An 18,373-nucleotide genomic window follows, 5' to 3' on the forward strand; every position below is an offset into this window, starting at 1 on the left:
TGCAGACCGTAGGTTGAAATGAGTGTAGCGAATTCCAACATTCCGCCGCCGGTTGTTTGTTGCGATTCGCTTCGCTCATCGGCAACCTACGCTGTCCTACCTGTCACTCAGCAAACACAAGCCATGCAACCGGGGCCGGCTTTGCTATAATGCGCGGCACTTTTGCAGGAGAACAGCACAGCCATGACACAAGACGAAATGAAAAAGGCCGCCGGCTGGGCGGCGCTGGAGTTCGTGACCCCGGGCAGCATTGTTGGTGTGGGCACCGGCTCCACCGTCAATCACTTTATCGATGCCCTCGGCTCCATCAAGGATCAAATCAAGGGCGCGGTATCCAGCTCCGAGGCCTCCACCGCCCGGCTGAAGGATCTGGGCATTCCGGTGTTTGATCTCAACGACATCAGCGAGCTCAACGTCTATGTGGATGGCGCCGATGAAATCGACGGCTCCATGGCCATGGTCAAGGGCGGCGGCGCGGCCCTGACCCGGGAAAAAATCGTGGCCGCCGTGGCCGACAAGTTCGTGTGCATTGTTGATGGTACCAAGACCGTCGAGGTGTTGGGCACCTTTCCGCTGCCGGTGGAAGTGATCCCCATGGCCCGGGAATACGTGGCCCGGGAGCTGCGCAAGCTGGGCGGCCGGCCGGTATACCGGGACGGTGTGGTCACCGACAATGGCAACCACATACTGGACGTACACGGCCTGGCCATTACCGAGCCCAAGGTGCTGGAAACCCGTATTAACGCCATTGTGGGCGTCGTGACCAACGGGCTGTTTGCCGAACGCGGTGCCGACGTGCTGCTGATTGGCACCCCCGACGGCGTGGTGCGCCAGGGCGGCTGATATCACTGCTCAACCCAAACCGTAGGTTGCCGATGAACGAAGTGAATCGCAACACAGGCAGACGCCTGCCAAATGTTGGAATTCGTTCCTCATTCCAACCTACGGACTGGATCTTCGCGTCGCGGAGATGACAGCCAATATTCAGTTCACCAGGGCCACCGCCTTGATCAGGGCATAACACGCCATGCCCTGATGCAGCCCCAGCTGCCCCGCCGACCAGGCGGATACCTCGGCCAGCAATCGCTGGCCGCCATCAAGCTTCCCGTCCACCAGTACCCTGCCCTCACCCAGCTGATGCAGCACCACCAGCCTAAGCGGCAACTGGTTCAGTATCGATACCCCTGCCACCGGCGCCAGCGCCAGGCTCACATCCGAGGCCTGAATGCGCACTCGGGCCCGTTCACCTCCCTGCCGGCGGGCATGCACCAGCCACAGGGTCTGACCGTTAAAGGCAAAGGGTGTTCGGCCATCCTCCAGCTCGGCTTCCAGCGTGCCTTCTAGTATGCTGGCCGCCCCCTGCTCCACAAACAGCGTCGAATCGGGACGGGCCATGGCCTGCTGCAATGGCTCAACCTGGGTGGTGCGGCCGCGCGCCATAAAGATCACCCGATCCGCCAGCCGTTCCACTTCGTCCGGAGCATGGGTGACATAAAACACCGGTACTCCGGCCCGGGCCGACAGTCCCTCAATCCAGGGCAAAATCTCCCGTTTGGCCTGAGTGTCCAGGGCCGACAGGGGTTCATCCAGCAATAATAACCGGGGCGCCGTCAGCAGGGCCCGGCCAATGGCCACCCGTTGACGCTGGCCGCCGGAGAGTGAGGCCGCCCCCTGCGCCAGCAGGTGCGACAGTCCCAGCCAGCCCACCACTTCGTTTACATTGGGTCTGGTGATGCCTTTGGGCAGCCGGCGCCAGCCATAGAGCAGGTTGTCGCGCACCGACAGGTGGTTAAACAGGCTGGCCTCCTGAAATACGTAGCCAAAGCGGCGCCGGTGCACCGGCAGACCATGCAGGCTCTCGCCGTTCAGCCACAACTCGCCATCGGCCCGCTCCAGCCCGGCCAGGCAGCGCAGCAGCGTGGTCTTGCCACAACCGGACGGGCCAAATAATGCGGTAACCCCAGTTGATGGCTGCTCAAAGGCGGCGTCGAGGCAAAATCCGGGGCGCACCAGCTTAAACCGAGCGCTGATCATGGGTGCACCACCGAAAAGCGGCGGTTAAGGGCATACACCGCCATCAGAATGCTGAACGACAGCACCAGCAGCAGCGCCGACAGGGTATGGGCCTGATCGTATTGCAGCATCTCCACATGATCGTAAATGGCGATGGAAATCACCTGGGTGGCGCCGGGAATATTACCGCCCAGCATCAGCACCACGCCGAACTCCCCCAGGGTATGGGCAAAGCCGAGCACGATGGCGGTAAGAAAACCGCGCCGGGCCAGGGGCACCGCCACGGTAAGGAACCGGTCCAGGGGTGAAGCCCCGAGGGTGGCGGCCACCTCCAGCGGACGCCGGCCCATGGCCTCAAAGGCCCCTTGCAGTGGTTGCACCACAAAGGGCAGCGAATAAAACGCCGAGCCAATCACCAGGCCGGTAAAGGTAAAGGCCAGGCTGCCACCTCCCAGCGCCATGGACAAACCGCCAATCACCCCATGGGGCCCCAGCGCCAGTAGCAGGTAAAAGCCCAGCACGGTGGGCGGCAACACCAGCGGCAGCGCCACCACCGCCTCGATGACGGTTTTGAGGCGGCTTTGGGTCTGGCTCAGCCACCAGGCCAGGGGCGTGCCCAGCACCAGCAACACCAGCACGGTGACCCCGGCCAGCCGCAGGGTCAGCCCGAGGGCGGCCATATCCTGAGGCGCCAGCATTTACTGCGCCGCGTCGGTGCCGTAACCGTAGGCCTGGATCACCGCCAGGCCTGCGGGGGAGCGTAGATAGTCCAGCAGGGCCGTTGCCGCCGGAGTATCGCGCAGCTGTACCGCCTGCTGCACAATGGGTGCATAACGGTCGGCGGGCACTTCCCACCAGGAGCCGTCGGCAAATTGCCCCTGGCTGAACACCTGGGACTTGGCCACAAAACCCAGATCGGCATTGCGGCTGTACACATACTGGTAGGTCTGGCCGATGTTTTCGCCCCGCACCATCTTTTTGCTGAAGCGCTCCCACAGCCCCATGCCGGTGAGCACCTCCTGGGCGGCGCGCCCATAGGGGGCGGTAGCCGGGTTGGCGATGGCCAGAAAACGAAAATCGCCATTGTTGAGTACCGACTGTTCGGCGTCTATCAGCCCCCGGTCCGGGCTCCACAGCACCAGGGTACCCAGGGCATAGGTAAAACGACTGCCGGGCACGATGGCTGCTTCATGCTCCAGCAGTGCGGGCCGCGCCTCGTCGGCGGCCAGAAACACATCAAAGGGTGCGCCGTTCTTGATCTGAGCATAGAGCTTGCCGGTAGAGCCGGACGAGATCAGCACGGTATGACCGCTTTGCCGCTCAAACTGCTCGCTCAGGGTGGTGATGGCATCGAGAAAATTGGCGGCCACCGCCACCCTGACCTCATCGGCCAGGGCCGGCATGGATACGCACAACAGCAACGTGGCGGAGGAAAGTTTGGGCATCACGAATCGTCCTTTGGTTATATAGCCATGTATATAACGCAGCAATGTATCGCTATAAAATAAAAAACACAACGCTAATGACGTATCATGGCCCCAGGCCCTGCCAACACATGCGAGGAACAAGGTGGAACTGGACATATTGCTGAGCCTGCAGCAACAGGGGCGACTGTTTATTTCCCCCAAGCGGGTGCGTCTGCTGGAGTGCATTCGTGAGCAGGGCTCCATCAGCCGCGGCGCGCAAGCGGCGGGCATCAGCTACAAGTCGGCCTGGGATGCGGTCAAGGACATGAACACCCTGGCCGGCCAGCCCCTGGTGGCCAGCGAAACCGGCGGCAAGGGCGGCGGCGGCGCCCGGCTGACCCCCTATGGCGAACGGCTGCTGAAAATCTATGCCCTGCTGGGGCGTATTGAGCGCATGGCGGTAAACGCCCTGCAGGACGAAAGCGCTTCCCTCGACAGCCTGCTGGCGGTGGTGTCGCGCTTTGGCCTGCAGACCAGTGCCCGCAACCAGTTTTTTGCACAGGTGACATCGGTGGGCCGCCGGGATCTCAGCCATCAGGTCGGCCTGAGGCTGAATGGTGGCGCCACCCTGCTGGCGGACATTACCGAGCGCAGTTGCCGGCGGCTCGGGCTGATCCCGGGCAAGGAGGTGCTGGCGCTGATCAAGGCCCCCTGGGTGACCATTGAAACCGGGTCAGGGAAAACCCCCAACCGTCTGGCCGGCACGGTGTCGGCGGTCATGGCCGGTGATCGCTTTAACGAAGTGATGCTGACGCTGGATCAGGGCGGCGAAATCTGCGCCCTGCGTCCGATCCATGAAACCCTGCCCGCCCTCGGCGCACGGGCATTTGCCTGCTTTGCCCCGGAGCAGGTGATCCTGGCCACGCTGGAGCCCTGATACAGGCCCGGCTTCAGCCGGGCCAGCTTGTAGCATGTGGCAAGAGGCGTAGGTTGGCGATGAGCGCAGCGAATCCCAACATTATACCGCCGGCTTCGTGTTGGTATTCGCAAGGCTCATTCCAACCTACGGTTCACTGACTGACAGCTTCGAGCGTCACAGCATATTCCTGATCACATAGTGCAGTATGCCGCCGTGGCGATAGTAGGTAAGCTCGTCCTGCGTGTCGATGCGGCACAGAGCCTCGATTTCCCGCGTCTTGCCATCACCGTCGGTAATGGCCACGGTCAGGCGGCAGCCGGGGTTGAGGCCGTCCAGGCCACGAATCGACAACTGCTCCTCGCCGGACAGCCCCAGGCTTTCCATGCTGTCGTCGCCGGAAAACTCCAGCGGCAGCACGCCCATGCCAATCAGGTTGGAGCGGTGAATGCGCTCGTAGGAGCGGGCCAGCACCGCCCTCACCCCCAGCAGCCGGGTGCCCTTGGCAGCCCAGTCCCGGCTGGAGCCGGTACCGTATTCCTTGCCGGCCACCACCACCAGGGGCACGCCTTCGTCCTGATAACGCATGGCGGCGTCATAAATGGACAGTTGCTCGCCACTGGGATAATGACGGGTTTCGCCCCCTTCCACATCGTCCAGCATCAGGTTGCGAATGCGAATATTGGCAAAGGTGCCGCGCATCATCACCTCGTGGTTGCCGCGCCGGGAGCCGTAGGAGTTGAAGTCCTTGCGCTTGATGCCGCATTCCTGCAGGTATTTGCCCGCCGGGCTGTCGGCCTTGATGCTGCCCGCCGGCGAAATGTGATCCGTGGTCACCGAGTCGCCCAGCAGCGCCAGCACTCGGGCCGACTCAATGTCGGTCACCGGCGCGGGCTTCGCCGCCATGTCGCTGAAAAACGGCGGGTGACGAATATAGGTAGAGTCGTCCTGCCAGTCAAAGGTGGCGCTGCCGGTCACGTCAATGGCGCGCCAGCGTTCGTCGCCGTCAAATACCTCGCCATACTCCTTGCTGAACATGTCGGTTTTCACCTTGGCCACCGCCTCGGCCACGGCTTTTTGTGATGGCCAGATGTCCTTCAGATAGACCGGCTTGCCGTTCTTATCGGTACCCAGCGCATCCTTGGTGAGATCCACATGCATGTTACCGGCAAGCGCATAGGCCACCACCAGGGGCGGTGACGCCAGCCAGTTGGTCTTCACCAACGGATGAATGCGGCCCTCGAAGTTGCGGTTGCCCGACAGCACCGAGGCCACGGTGAGATCATCCTTGCGAATGGCCGCTTCAATGGACTCGGGCAAGGGCCCGGAATTACCGATGCAGGTGGTGCAGCCGTAACCCACCAGGTGAAAGCCGAGTGCTTCCAGGGCCGGCATCATGCCGGCGGCTTCCAGGTAGCGGGTTACCACTCGAGAGCCGGGGGCCAGCGAGCTTTTCACCCAGGGCGCCCGGGTCAGTCCTTTTTCCACCGCGGCCCTGGCCATCAGGCCGGCGGCCATCAGCACGCTGGGGTTGGAGGTGTTGGTACAGGAAGTAATGGCGGCAATCACCACGGCGCCGTCGCGCAAATGATGGGTGGCGCCATCCAGATGAAAGGGGGTACCCTTCTGGGCCTGCTCGCAACCCACTGCGGTCTGACCGCCCTCGCCTTCCAATCGGCTTTCGGCGCTGTCGCTGACCGACTGCCCCCGGGCCAGCTCAAAGGCCTGAGGCACCCGGCTGAGCACCACCCTGTCCTGAGGACGCTTGGGGCCGGCCAGGCAGGCTTCCACCTCGCCCATGTCGAGCGCCAGGGTGTCAGTAAACACCGGTTCGTCTCCGGGGTTGCGCCAGAGTCCCTGGGCCTTGCTGTAAGCTTCCACCAGTGCCAGCTGCTGCTCGGCTCGGCCGGTCAGGCGCAGGTAACGCAGGGTTTCTTCATCCACGGGGAAAAAACCGCAGGTGGCGCCGTATTCCGGGGCCATGTTGGCAATGGTGGCCCTGTCCGCCAGGGGCAGGCTGGCCAGGCCATCGCCGTAGAACTCCACAAACTTGCCCACCACGCCGTGGTTGCGCAGCATTTCGGTGACGGTCAATACCAGATCCGTGGCGGTCATGCCTTCACGCAGGCTGCCGGTCAGCTTGAAGCCCACCACCTCGGGAATACGCATCGACACCGGCTGGCCTAGCATGGCGGCCTCGGCCTCAATGCCACCCACACCCCAGCCCAGAATGCCCAGGGCGTTGATCATGGTGGTATGGGAGTCGGTGCCCACCAGGGTATCGGGGCAGATCAGGGTGCCGTCGCCGGTGTCCTGCTGCCACACCGTCTGGCCCAGGTATTCCAGGTTGACCTGATGGCAGATGCCGGTGCCGGGCGGTACCACGCGAAAATTGTCAAAGGTCTGCTGGCCCCAGCGCAGAAAGGCGTAACGTTCGCCGTTGCGAGCCATTTCCAGATCCACGTTGGTGGCAAAGGCCTGCTCATTGGCAAATTCGTCCACCATCACCGAGTGGTCGATAACCAGGTCCACCGCCGACTGCGGGTTGACCTTTTCCACCTCACCGCCCAGGCGTTTCACCGCCTCGCGCATGGCGGCCAGATCCACCACCGCCGGCACCCCGGTAAAGTCCTGCATCAGCACCCGTACCGGGCGAAAGGCTATTTCCCGCTCACTGTGGCCGTGCTTCAGCCAGTCCACCATGGCCTGCAGCTCCTCCTTCAGGCCATGGTCGCCGTGGCGCAGCAGGTTTTCGGTGAGCACCTTGAGGGACTTGGGCAGTCGCGCCAGCTGCGTGCCGCCGGGCGCCTGGTCGAGGGCATAATAATGATAATCACGGCCGTTCAGGCCAAGCCGGGCCTGAACGGTGCGGGTCAGTTCGGAAGACATGTTTCCTCCTTGGTTCCTGAGCGTCCGGCACCCCGTTACGGCAGTGCCGCCGAATAAGCATTATTTTTATATATCAGACAGTTAGGAATTGATTATGGCCCAAGGACGAACAAGGATCAAAAAATGGCCGGCGACCGGCTTAGGGGCCATACTGCAAGGGGAATGACAACCATGATTTTTTGGCCTCAGCCCCGTTTTTTCTCGTTGGCACAATGCGCCGTGATGGCGTAGAAGGAAGCCCGAAATCACCTTGCACACTCAGTTACAGGACACCGCCGCGCACTCATGAAGATCGCCATTCTTTCCCGCAATCCCTCGTTGTATTCCACCCGGCGCCTGCAGGCAGCCGCCGAGGCCCGGGGCCACGAGGTCAGCATCATCGATGCCCTGCGCTGCTACATGAACATTAACGACAACAAGCCCTCCATCCATTACAAGGGGGAAGATCTGGCGCATTTCGACGCCATCATTCCCCGCATTGGCGCCTCGGTCACCTTTTACGGCACCGCCGTATTGCGCCAGTTTGAAATGATGGGTTGCTACACCCTCAACCACTCGGCGGCCATCAGCCGCTCCCGGGACAAGCTGCGCTCGCTGCAGGTGCTGTCGGGCCACGGCGTGGGCATGCCGATCACCGGCTTTGCCAACAAGCCCGACGACGTCCCCGATCTGATCGACATGGTGGGCGGCGCCCCACTGGTGATCAAGCTGCTGGAAGGCACCCAGGGGATTGGCGTGGTGCTGGCGGAAACCCGCAAGGCGGCGGAAAGCGTGCTGGAAGCCTTTATGGGCCTCAAGGCCAACATCATGGTGCAGGAATTTATCGAAGAAGCCGGCGGCGCCGACATTCGCTGCTTTGTGCTGGGTGACAAGGTAATCGCCGCCATGAAACGCCAGGCTCAGGAGGGCGAATTTCGCTCCAACCTGCACCGGGGGGGCGAAGCGCGCCTGGTGCGCATTACCCCCGAAGAGCGCAAGACCGCCATCGCCTCGGCCAAGGCCATGGGCCTTCAGGTGGCCGGGGTGGATCTGCTGCGCTCAAAGCGTGGCCCCCTGGTGATGGAGGTCAACTCATCCCCCGGCCTGGAAGGCATTGAAAGTGCCACCGGCAAGGACGTGGCGGACCTGATCATTCAGCACATCGAAAGCCATGCCCATCGCAAACCCCGTCACCGGGAGCGTGGCTGATGAGAGCGACTTTTGAACTCGCCGGCCAGCATGTGGCTCCCGGCCGCCGCCAGACCATGCAGCTGGCCCTGGCCCAGCTCTATACTCAATCGCCACTGACGGTGCCGGTAGAAGTGGTGCACGGCAAACTGCCGGGCCCGGTGCTGCTGCTGTGCGCCGCCATTCACGGCGATGAGCTCAACGGCATTGAGGTGGTCAACCAGGTGCTGGCCAGGATCAACCCGGCCCGCCTCAGAGGCACCCTGGTAGCGGTGCCCGTGGTCAATGTGTTCGGCTTTATTCACAAGTCCCGCTACCTGCCGGACCGGCGCGATCTCAACCGCTGCTTTCCCGGCTCGGAAAAAGGCTCACTCGGCGCCCGGGTTGCGCACTTTTTCGTGAATGAGATCGTCAGCAAGTGCAGCCATATTATCGACCTGCACACCGGCGCGATTCACCGCAGCAACCTGCCCCAGATTCGTGCCCAGCTTGACTGTCCGGTCACTCGGCAAATGGCGGAGAGCTTTGGCGCGCCCATTATTCTGGATGCCAGCATTCGCGACGGCTCCTTACGCTCGGTGGCAGAGACCCAGGGGGTGCCGGTGATCCTCTATGAGGCCGGCGAGGCGCTGCGCTTCGACCCGCTGCCGATCAAGGCCGGGGTGCGGGGCGTGCTCAGGGTGATGCGCACGCTGGGCATGCTCAGGGCCACCACCGCCAAATCCGTGACCGAACCCATTATCGCCCGCGCCAGCACCTGGATTCGAGCCGAGCACGACGGCCTGCTGCACCTGAAAGTGCGCCTGGGAGAGCGCATTCGCAAGGGGGACTGCCTGGGCACCATCACCGCCCCCCTGGGCACGGAAAACCGGGATATCATTGCACCGCGCAGCGGCATTGTGATCGGCAGCCTGACCATGCCCCTGGTCAATGAAGGCGACGCCATCTGCCATATTGCCCTGTTTGACGAGATCAAACAGGCGGAGAAAACGGTGGAACGCTTTGTGGACGAGTTGGATGTACAGACGCCGGCCATGTAGTGCATGGCCCGCTATCACCAATAGAAAAGGGGCAGCCACCGGCTGCCCCTTTTGATGTCGTCGGCTCGTTCCTGAACCTGATTGCTCCCTGCAATCCCTGACCTGACTCCTCCGAGTCTTCCTCTTTCCCGTTCCATCGGGCTCGTCCCTGCATCTTCCATGAATGGCCGCCGTCCTGCTGCCAACCGCTTCTTCCTGAAGGTATCCCTGATCTTCCTGACCTGTTCCACTTGGCCTTCATGGCCGTGTCCCTTGCCATTCCTGGCTGCCGGCATCCTGCCTGCACCGTCTTCCCCGATTCCTTTCTTCACACCTTCCGTGTTGGTGTGTCCTGTGAGCCTTCCTGCTCGCTGCCTTCCCGGCAACTCAGCCTGCCTTGCTGTTGGTATTCATCATATCCTTTCCCCCGGCCGACACAATGCGGTGGGCAGGTTCACGCCTCTGCTTGAAATTCAACCTGACAACAAAAATTCTTTATATTCATAAACTTACAACGAATTTCCGCCAAAATCCATATATCAAAAGCGCCTTTTCCATGCGTGCCTTGAGAGATCGCTTACAGGGAGCGGGGGTAAATCAGGAAGGGGAATCATCAGTCGCCCCAGAGATAATGGTCGTTTGGCGCCGAATACCACGGACTCACGACCCAAAGGCAGGCTGGCGTATGGATAAACAGCGGTATTACAAATAAAAAATGCCGGGGCAAGCCCGGCATGGTGATATGGCAAGCGGTTCGCCTCAGCCCATCATTTTCGCCTTGAGGGCGGCAAAGTCGGCGGGAATGGTCTCGGACAGGGATTCCATGGCGCCGTGCTTGGCCAGCGGGCCCGGCAGTTCAATGTCCTGCTCCAGAATGCGGTCCACACTTTCCTTGAACTTGGCCGGATGAGCGGTACACAGGAAGATGCCCACTTCGTCCTTGCCGCGCTCCTTGTTGAGCAGATCCCAGGCGATGGCGCCGTGGGGCTCGCACAGGTAGCCCTTGGCAAACAGCCGCTTGAGGGCGTCCTGGGTTTGCTCATCGTTAAGGGCACCGGAAGCGATATCAGAAAGACTCCAGCCCTTGACCCGGCACAGCTCTTCCACCCGCGGCCAGTTGTTGGGTCGGCTCACGTCCATGGCGTTGGACAGGGTGGCCACGGTGGCCTGCGGATCCCAGTTGCCGCTTTCCAGGTAACGCGGCACGGTGTCGTTGGCATTGGTGGCGGCCACAAAGCGCTTCACCGGCAGGCCGATGGCCTTGGCAATCAGACCGGCGGTCAGGTTGCCGAAGTTACCGGACGGCACGCAGATCACCGCCTTGTTGCGCTGCTCGGCGGGCAGCTCGGCCACGGCTTCAAAGTAGTAGCACACCTGGGCCAGCAGACGGCTGATGTTGATGGAGTTGGCGGAATTCAGGCCCACGGCGGCCTTCAGCTCTTCGTCGTCAAAGGCGTTCTTGACCAGCGCCTGGCAGGCGTCAAAGTCACCCTGCACCGCAAAGGTGCGAATGTTGCCACCCAGGGTGGTGAACAGCTTTTCCTGCAACGGGCTGATTTTGCCCTCGGGGTAGAGGATCACCACTTCGATATTGGGCAGGCCGTAGAAGGCGTGGGCCACGGCGGCACCGGTGTCGCCGGAGGTGGCGGTCAGAATGGTGATCTTGCCTTCACTGCTCAGGGTGGCCAGGCACTGGGCCATAAAGCGGCCGCCAAAGTCCTTGAACGCCAGAGTCGGGCCGTGGAACAGCTCCAGGGCGTAGGTGTGCTCGTCCACCTTCACCAGCGGCGCCGGAAAGGTAAAGGCGTGCTCCACCATGGCGGTGAGGGTGTCCTTGGGAATTTCGTCACCGATCAGATGCTGCAGTATGGCTACCGAGCGGGGCACCAGCGGCTGCTCCAGCAGGGCGTCAACGTTGGCAAGCGGGCTCAGGTTTTCCGGAAAGAACAGGCCCTGGCCCCGGCCCAGGCCCTGCTTGACGGCGCCGGCAAAATTGATGGTCTCTGCATTATCCTTGATGTTGTACAACTTCATAGCTTGGTTCCTGTGACTCGCGCGCCTTCGGCGTCGAGTTTGCAAATATGGCAAAAGCCATCCTGATTCTGAATAAAGTGGTCGGCCAGCCAGGCCTTGAGTTTTTCCGCCTGATGCAGATCCTTCATCACCGTAAACACGGTGGGGCCACTGCCGGAAATGCCGGTGGCCAGGGCCCCCATGGCGGCGGCGTGCTCACGCACTTCCTTAAAGCCGGGGATCAGCTGGGCACGATAGGGCTCGGCAATCACGTCCTTGAGCATGGCCGCAGCCACCTGCTCCTGACCGGTGTGGCTGGCGTGCACAAAGCCCGCCAGGCGACGACCGTATTCCAGGCAGTCCTGACGGCGGTACTGGGCCGGCAGAATTTCCCGGGCGGCAGAGGTAGACACGGCGATGCCGGGGTAACACACCACCCAGTACCATTCTTCAAAGGACGGCAGGGTCTGGCTGACCACACCGGCTTCGTCCAGCACCAGTTGCATGCCGCCCAGGTGACAGGGTGCCACGTTGTCGTAATGCACCGAGCCGGAGATTCGCCCTTCCAGCTCACCCATCAGCAGCATCAGCTCATGCTCGCTCATGGCGTTATCGTAAAAGGCGTTCAGGGCCACAAAGGCGGCCACTATGCTGGTGGCGCTGGAGCCCAGCCCCGAGCCCACCGGCAGGTTCTTTTCCAGGGTCATGGTCAGCGGCTTGCGCGCCAGGCCCTTTTTGTCGAGCGCCTTTTCATAGGACAGCCAGCAATCGTAAACGATATTCTGGGTGTAATCGTCCGGCAGCTTGTGGGCATAGGGACCGGCATTGGTAAGGTAAAAATCGCCGCTGGCGTTTTCCACCAGCACGCGGTCCCCCAGCAGGGAGCCATCGAGGGGGGCCAGCGCGGCCCCCAGTACATCAAACCCAACACTGACGTTGGCGGTAGAGGCCGGCGCGTAGGCTACAACACTCATTTAAATCTCCTGCTTCCAGTTATGGGTGCGCAACAGGTCGGCAAAGACACCGGCGGCGGTCACATCGGCACCGGCACCGTAGCCACGCAGCACCAGCGGAATGGGCTGGTAATACTGGGTGTAAAACGCCAGGGCGTTTTCGCCGTCCTTGACTTTAAACAGGGGATCATCCCCGTCCACGGCCTTGATCGCAACCTTGCATTGGCCATTTTCGATAACGCCCACATAGCGCAGCACTCGTCCTTCGCCCGCCTCGGCGGCCTTCTCGGCAAACCAGGCGTCCGCTTCCGGCAATCGGGCCATAAAGGACTCGATATCACCGCTGGCGTCAAAGCCCGGCGGCAGCGCCTGCTCCACCTCAATCTCGTCGAGGCCGAGCTCCATGCCCGCTTCCCGGGCCAGGATCAGCAGCTTGCGGGCCACGTCCATGCCGTTCAGATCGTCGCGGGGGTCCGGCTCGGTAAAGCCGTTCTCCCGGGCGATGCGGGTGGCTTCGGCAAAGCTCATGCCCTCATCCAGCTTGCCAAAGATATAGGACAGAGAGCCGGACAGTATGCCGCCAAAGGCCTTGAGCTTGTCGCCGGCACGAATGAGGTTCTGCAGGTTCTCGATCACCGGCAGGCCGGCGCCCACGTTGGTTTCGTAAAGGAACTTGCGACGAGTGGAACGGGCCGAACGGCGCAGCTCGCGGTAGTAATCCAGGCTGGCGGTGTTGGCCTTTTTGTTGGGGGTAACCACGTGAAAGCCGGCGGCAAGAAAGTCGGCGTACTGATCGGCAATCTGCTCGCTGGTGGTACAGTCCACCAGCACGGGGTTGATCAGGTGGCTGTCTTCCACCAGCCGGGTGACCCGCTCCAGACTGAAGCTTTCCTGGGCCTGCTCCAGGCGATCGCGCCAGTCATTGAGGCTGATGCCGTTTTTATCCAGCAGCATTTTGCGGGAGTTGGCGATGCCCACCACCCGAATGCCGATGTCCTGGGCTTCCAGCACCGATTGTTGACGACGGATCTGCTCGAGCAGGGCGCCGCCCACGCCGCCACAGCCCACCAGAAACACATCGATGAACTGACGGCTGGAGAAGAAGTTCTGATGGCAGGCCTTGATCGCCTCGGTCACCTTTTCCTTGCGGATCACCGCCGAGATGGAGCGCTCGCTGGACCCTTGAGCGATGGCCACGATATTGATCGAGGCTTCCGCCAGGGAATTGAAGAAGCGGGCAGACACGCCCCGGGCGGTGCGCATGCGGTCCCCCACCAGGGAGATGATCGCCAGATCGTCAATCACATCCAGCGGCTCCAGCAGGTTGTTCTTGAACTCCAGGGCAAATTCGTTGGCGATGGCCTTTTGCACCTTTTGCTTGTCGTAGGTATGAATACAGAAGCTGACGCTGTATTCCGACGAGCTTTGGGTGATTAGCACTATGCTGGCACCGGCACGGGAGATGCAGGAAAACAGCCGGCCGGCCATGCCCACCATGCCCTTCATGCCCGGGCCGGAGATGTTGATCATGGTCATGCCGGCCAGATCGGAAATGCCCTTGACCTGCAGATCGTCGTCACTGCACTCCGGGCCGATCAGCGAGCCTTCGCCCTGAGGGTTACCGGTATTCTTGATCAGGCAGGGAATGTGGAACTGGGCGATGGGAGCGATGGTTTTAGGGTGCAGTACCTTGGCACCGAAATAGGACAGCTCCATGGCTTCCTTGTAGGACAGCTGGCGCAGCAGCTTGGCGTCGGGCACCAGCCGCGGGTCACAGTTGTAGACGCCGTCCACGTCGGTCCAGATCTCGCAGCACTCGGCACCCACGCAGGCGGCCAGCACGGCGGCGGAGTAGTCGGAGCCGTTGCGGCCCAAAATGACGGTTTCACCCTTTTCATTGCCGGCGGTAAAGCCCGGCATCAGGTAAACGCAGTCGTCACGCAGGCCCTTGTCGGCGAAACGCTGGCGGGACACCTCGATATTGACCTGGGCCTCCAGCACACTGCCCTCGCCCAGCAGCATTTCCTGGGGCGAGATCACTTCCACCTGCTCGCCCCGGGCGCGCAGCAGTTCGGCCATGGTGGCGATGGACAGCGCCTCGCCCCGGCTGAGAATGCGGGCCTGAATATTGTCGGGGCACTGTTGCAGCAGGCTGACCCCCTGCAACAGCCGGGTCAGCTGGTTGAGCTCGCGCTCCACCACGGCCTTGAGCCCGGTGTCGTCCAGTTCGGCATACTTGCCCTTGAGTCCGTCGATGATGCCGTGAAAAATCTGCTCGATTTCCTTCAGCACCGGCGCCGCTTCCAGGCCGCGAATGGTCTGCTCCACCACGGCCACCAGGTGGTTGGTTACTCGGGCCGGTGCCGACAGCACCAGCGCCACCTGGGACTGCCGCTGGTTGTTGACCACGATATCGGCCACGGTGTCGAACCGTTCGTTATTGGCCAGCGATGTACCGCCAAATTTCAGGACTCGCATTCATTACTCCCTGTGTAAAACTAAAAAAGCCCGTATCTGGTAGGGACACGGGCTTTTCGATTCAAATTCTGTTTGTCGTCAGCGCATCAGCCCGCCCCGGTGCCACCGATGGTGGTGCCGGTAATAATAATGGTGGTGGTGCGGGTGAACTGCAGCATGACATACAACCTGTAACAACGAATGGCATAGCAATAACCCGGGGCCGGCGGCTTGTCAACTTCACTCCCGGTGTTTGAGGGCCCGTTCAAGGTCCTTGCAGAGCAGGTGCAACAGGTTCAGGTCCCGCTGCTCCAGCACAGGCAATCGGTCTTTAACCCACTCGGCCAGTTTTTCCTGCTGAGAAACCCCGATGAAATCCAGTAATTGTTCTGTTTTTTGTTGCAGCACGCGAAGCTGAGCGTTTTCCTGCCGAACGTCGCTTTTTTGTTCAGCTTTCGGTGCCAGCCCCTGACTGAACTCCCAGGCATACAGCATGATGGCCTGCCCCAGATTCAGCGACGGATAACTCACCTTGAGCGGCAGATAGCTGATGATATCGGCCTGGGCCAGGTGCTCGTTGCTCAGGCCCGACTCTTCACAGCCAAACAACACCGCCACCCGTTGTACCGCCTTGTTGTTGATCTGGGACACGGCTTCCCGGGGGGTCAGATAATGCTGATAGCGGCCCCGGCGGCGGGCCGTGGTAGCGATCACCAGATCCATGTCGGCCAGGCCCTCGGCCAAGGTAGGATAATATTCGGCCTGCTCCAGTATCTCCTGGGCGCCGTGGGCCACCCACTGGGCCTGATCCTGCTCATGCACTCGGCTGTTGACAAGGCGCATGCGCGAAAAGCCCATGGTTTTCATGGCGCGGGCCGCGGCGCCGACGTTTTCCGGACGGGCCGGCGACTCCAGTACGAAATACAACTCCACCGACATTACTCGTCTTCCTCAAAATACCAGTAGCCCTGATTCACCAGCGGCAGCAGGCAGTCGAGCAGGTTGCGGGGCGCCTTCAGGCAGGCCACTTCCGGGCCACAGATGCGGGCCTGATCACACAGCAGGGCAATGGCGTCGGCATCGGGCTCGGCCAGCTGGTAACGATCGCCATCCAGATAAAACACATCCGCGCTGCCTTCATGGTAGAAACAACGTACACCGCCCAGGCGGTAGAGGTGGTCGCCGTGATCCAGACGCAGCACCAGTTCTTCCAGGCTGTAGACGGGCTCGGCGGTTTCAAGATCGAGGTCGTGTTTGGCTTCCGAAATCATTTCGCCAAACCAGTCATTCAATCGAGTGTCGTCGTCGAGCAGCTCGCGCATCAATGTCTTGACCTGATCCATCACGCTGGCATCGAGGCGGCCATGGGCGGCGGCGGCACTCATGCCGGCATCGTCAAAACGTCGAGTGCTGTCCACATGGGCCAGCAGATGGTCCGCAAAGCTCGAAAACAGATCCCGGGCGTCCGGGGCACGAAAACCGATGGAATAGTTCATTGCCGGGGTCTCGGCGTAGCCCTCATGAGGGCAGCCGGGGGGAATGTAAATCATGTCGCCGGGCTGCAATACCTCGTCGATCACCGCCTCGAACTCGTCGCAGTGACGCAGGGCGCCGTGGGCGGCGAACTCCCGCAGGTGTTGGCGCTCCCCTACCCGCCAGCGGCGGCTACCGGCGCCCTGAAGAATAAAGACACCGTACTGGTCGATGTGCGGACCCACGCCACCGCCCGGGGTGGAAAAGCTCACCATGACGTCGTCAAAACGCCAGCCGGGAATAAAACGAAACAGCTCGGCCAGATCCTGCACGCCGGGGTGCCACTGGTTGACCGCCTGCACCAGCAGGGTCCAGTCGTTTTCACCCAGGTGGTCGTATGACTCGAAAGGCCCGGTTTCCGCCTGCCAGCGGTCCTGCTCACGCCAGACCCGGCGGGATTCGATATGGGGCTCGAGGGCCAGGCCGGCCAGCTCGTCGGGGCTCAGGGGATCATCAAATTCGGGCAGGGCAGCCTTGAACAGGCGCGGCCGGCGCTGCCAATCGTGGGCCAGAAAGTGGTCGATATCCAGTTTAAGTGGGCTGTGCATGAAAAACTCGCAACGAGGGCATAATGGCGTTAACTATGGCCGCCATTATGCCCGCGGCGCGGGCATAATCATAGGTACAAGCCGCCCGGCGTGGATATAACGACGGGAGTAAGCCGGCACCAAGACAGAAACGGGTCGGTTCAGAGTGCGTCAAAGGCCGGGTGGTAGGTCACCAGGCCGGCGGGCGCCGGCTGTTTCAGGGCCAGCGCCATAAAGGCATCGCCGGCATCGGGATAGGGGCAGGTCAGCCCCAGCTCCCGCGCCGGACGAAAGCCAAAGCGCTGGTAATAGGCCGGGTTGCCCAGCACCACGATGCCGGCCCAGTCAAAGTCGTTGGCGGCCTGAATGGCCTCACGAATCATCTCCGAGCCCACGCCCTGATTCTGGCAGTCGGGCCACACGCTCACCGGGGCCAGTCCCAGCCAGCCGATGTCCTCACCGTTGATCAGCACCGGGCTCATGGCCAGATGGCCAATCACGGCGCCCTCATACTCCGCTACCTGGCTGACACTGATGGCGCCCTGCTCGCGCAAGGCCAGCACCAGGTCGGCCTCGTCGGGGCGGTCAAAAGCGGCGTACACCACCTCATCGATATCGTCGCCGTCACCGGGACGTTCGGTTCTGCAAATCAACATACTGCCTTCCGTACGCTCAGGGTGCCAGACGGGAAATGGTCCAGCCGTCCTGCTCGCGCTGGTACACAAAGCGGTCATGCAGCCGGTTGGCGCCCCCCTGCCAGAATTCCACCGCATCGAATTTCACGCGAAAGCCGCCCCAGAAGCTGGGCAGCGGCACCTCGCCGCTGGCGAACTTCTGCTTCATTTCCAAAAACTTGGCTTCCAGCAGGCCTCGGGCCGAGATCCGTGAGGACTGTTTTGATACCCAGGCGCCAATCTGGCTGTCCTTGGGGCGGCTGGCGAAATATTTCATCACCTCGGTGGCGGCGAGTTTTTCAACCTGGCCGGTGATGTGCACCTGGCGCTCCAGTGGATGCCAGGGAAACAGCAGGCTGATGCGGGGATTGTGGTTAAGGTGCGCGGCCTTGCGGCTGCCCATGTTGGTGTAAAACACAAAGCCCTGCTCATCCACCTGCTTGAGCAGCACGATGCGCTGATAAGGCTGGCCTCGCTCGTCGACCGTGGCCACCACCATGGCGGTGGGATCGGGCAGCCCGGCGGCAATGGCCTGCTGCATCCAGGTTTCAAACAAGGCAAGGGGGGTGTCGGGCAGGTCATTACGCCGCAGGCCGCCCTGCAGGTATTCCCGTCGGTAATCCGCCAGCTCCATGTGTGTTGTTTCCGTCGGCTGAAAGTGGCTTCATTGTGCAAAGCCGGCTCGGGCTTGGCAAGTGTTGTTGCCAGGACGTGGGACGCAGAGACGTGAAATGTAAGGAATGAGGGAATGAGGAGAGAAATGAAAATAAAAAAGCCGGAGAAGGACTCTCCGGCTTTGGCGTTAA

Annotated in this window: 15 protein-coding genes; 4 read left to right on the plus strand and 11 right to left on the minus strand. The window is 61.6% G+C overall.

Annotation, left to right across the window (positions count from 1 at the left end):
• The first annotated feature begins 183 nt into the window (after positions 1 to 183).
• Entirely contained in the window at positions 184 to 843 is a 660-nt protein-coding gene (rpiA, locus tag B6S08_RS05915; protein WP_094199811.1) for a ribose-5-phosphate isomerase RpiA, read from the plus strand.
• Positions 844 to 984: 141 nt separating this feature from the next.
• Here rpiA and modC read toward each other — a convergent pair whose 3' ends face one another.
• The 3 genes from modC to modA are packed head-to-tail and all read right to left on the minus strand — an operon-like array spanning position 985 to position 3,458.
• Positions 985 to 2,034, minus strand: coding sequence for a molybdenum ABC transporter ATP-binding protein (gene modC, locus B6S08_RS05920; protein WP_094199812.1), 1,050 nt, complete (start codon positions 2,032 to 2,034; stop codon positions 985 to 987).
• Complete coding sequence (gene modB / locus B6S08_RS05925; RefSeq protein ID WP_094199813.1) at positions 2,031 to 2,711, minus strand: molybdate ABC transporter permease subunit; 681 nt, start codon at positions 2,709 to 2,711, stop codon at positions 2,031 to 2,033. The genes modC and modB overlap by 4 nt, the downstream gene beginning before the upstream one ends.
• Positions 2,712 to 3,458, minus strand: a complete 747-nt coding sequence (modA, locus tag B6S08_RS05930; protein WP_094199814.1) for a molybdate ABC transporter substrate-binding protein — start codon at positions 3,456 to 3,458, stop codon at positions 2,712 to 2,714.
• 124 nt (positions 3,459 to 3,582) lie between these two features.
• Here modA and B6S08_RS05935 point away from each other — a divergent pair, with 124 nt between their 5' ends.
• The gene (locus tag B6S08_RS05935) at positions 3,583 to 4,356 is read left to right on the plus strand and encodes a TOBE domain-containing protein (RefSeq protein ID WP_094199815.1); all 774 of its coding nucleotides are present in this window, start codon (positions 3,583 to 3,585) and stop codon (positions 4,354 to 4,356) included.
• 156 nt (positions 4,357 to 4,512) lie between these two features.
• On the opposite strand, the gene acnA is transcribed toward B6S08_RS05935, so the two are convergent.
• Positions 4,513 to 7,224 carry an aconitate hydratase AcnA gene (gene acnA / locus B6S08_RS05940; RefSeq protein WP_094199816.1) on the minus strand — a complete coding sequence of 904 codons (2,712 nt, stop codon included), beginning with the start codon at positions 7,222 to 7,224 and terminating at the stop codon, positions 4,513 to 4,515.
• A gap of 285 nt (positions 7,225 to 7,509) precedes the next feature.
• On the opposite strand from acnA, the gene rimK reads away from it, so the two are divergent.
• Both rimK and B6S08_RS05950 read left to right on the plus strand, forming a co-directional pair.
• Positions 7,510 to 8,412 carry a 30S ribosomal protein S6--L-glutamate ligase gene (rimK, locus tag B6S08_RS05945; RefSeq protein WP_094199817.1) on the plus strand — a complete coding sequence of 301 codons (903 nt, stop codon included), beginning with the start codon at positions 7,510 to 7,512 and terminating at the stop codon, positions 8,410 to 8,412.
• The gene (locus B6S08_RS05950) at positions 8,412 to 9,431 is read left to right on the plus strand and encodes a succinylglutamate desuccinylase/aspartoacylase family protein (RefSeq protein WP_094199818.1); all 1,020 of its coding nucleotides are present in this window, start codon (positions 8,412 to 8,414) and stop codon (positions 9,429 to 9,431) included. Before rimK ends, B6S08_RS05950 begins: the two co-directional genes overlap by 1 nt.
• A 738-nt stretch (positions 9,432 to 10,169) precedes the next feature.
• Here the strand turns inward: B6S08_RS05950 and thrC are convergent.
• From thrC to pdxH, 7 genes are all read right to left on the minus strand, one after another.
• Complete coding sequence (thrC, locus tag B6S08_RS05960; protein ID WP_094199820.1) at positions 10,170 to 11,444, minus strand: threonine synthase; 1,275 nt, start codon at positions 11,442 to 11,444, stop codon at positions 10,170 to 10,172.
• Positions 11,441 to 12,397 (minus strand): homoserine kinase, encoded by a 957-nt coding sequence (gene thrB, locus B6S08_RS05965; protein WP_094199821.1) that lies wholly within the window; start codon positions 12,395 to 12,397, stop codon positions 11,441 to 11,443. Before thrB ends, thrC begins: the two co-directional genes overlap by 4 nt.
• On the minus strand, positions 12,398 to 14,854 hold the full coding sequence (thrA, locus tag B6S08_RS05970) for a bifunctional aspartate kinase/homoserine dehydrogenase I (protein ID WP_094199822.1): 2,457 nt from the start codon (positions 14,852 to 14,854) through the stop codon (positions 12,398 to 12,400). It lies immediately after the preceding gene.
• A 219-nt stretch (positions 14,855 to 15,073) separates the two neighbouring features.
• Positions 15,074 to 15,766, minus strand: a complete 693-nt coding sequence (locus tag B6S08_RS05975; RefSeq protein WP_169716386.1) for a tRNA/rRNA methyltransferase — start codon at positions 15,764 to 15,766, stop codon at positions 15,074 to 15,076.
• Positions 15,767 to 15,771: 5 nt separating this feature from the next.
• Complete coding sequence (locus B6S08_RS05980) at positions 15,772 to 16,914, minus strand: ribosomal protein uL16 3-hydroxylase (RefSeq protein WP_094199824.1); 1,143 nt, start codon at positions 16,912 to 16,914, stop codon at positions 15,772 to 15,774.
• Between the two features lie 140 nt (positions 16,915 to 17,054).
• Positions 17,055 to 17,549: a GNAT family N-acetyltransferase gene (locus B6S08_RS05985; RefSeq protein ID WP_094199825.1), complete on the minus strand. Its 495-nt coding sequence runs from the start codon at positions 17,547 to 17,549 to the stop codon at positions 17,055 to 17,057.
• Between the two features lie 16 nt (positions 17,550 to 17,565).
• Positions 17,566 to 18,201: a pyridoxamine 5'-phosphate oxidase gene (gene pdxH / locus B6S08_RS05990; RefSeq protein ID WP_094199826.1), complete on the minus strand. Its 636-nt coding sequence runs from the start codon at positions 18,199 to 18,201 to the stop codon at positions 17,566 to 17,568.
• Between the last annotated feature and the right edge of the window lie 172 nt (positions 18,202 to 18,373).

This window comes from Oceanimonas doudoroffii (genome assembly GCF_002242685.1).
Classification (GTDB): Bacteria; Pseudomonadota; Gammaproteobacteria; order Enterobacterales; family Aeromonadaceae; genus Oceanimonas; species Oceanimonas doudoroffii.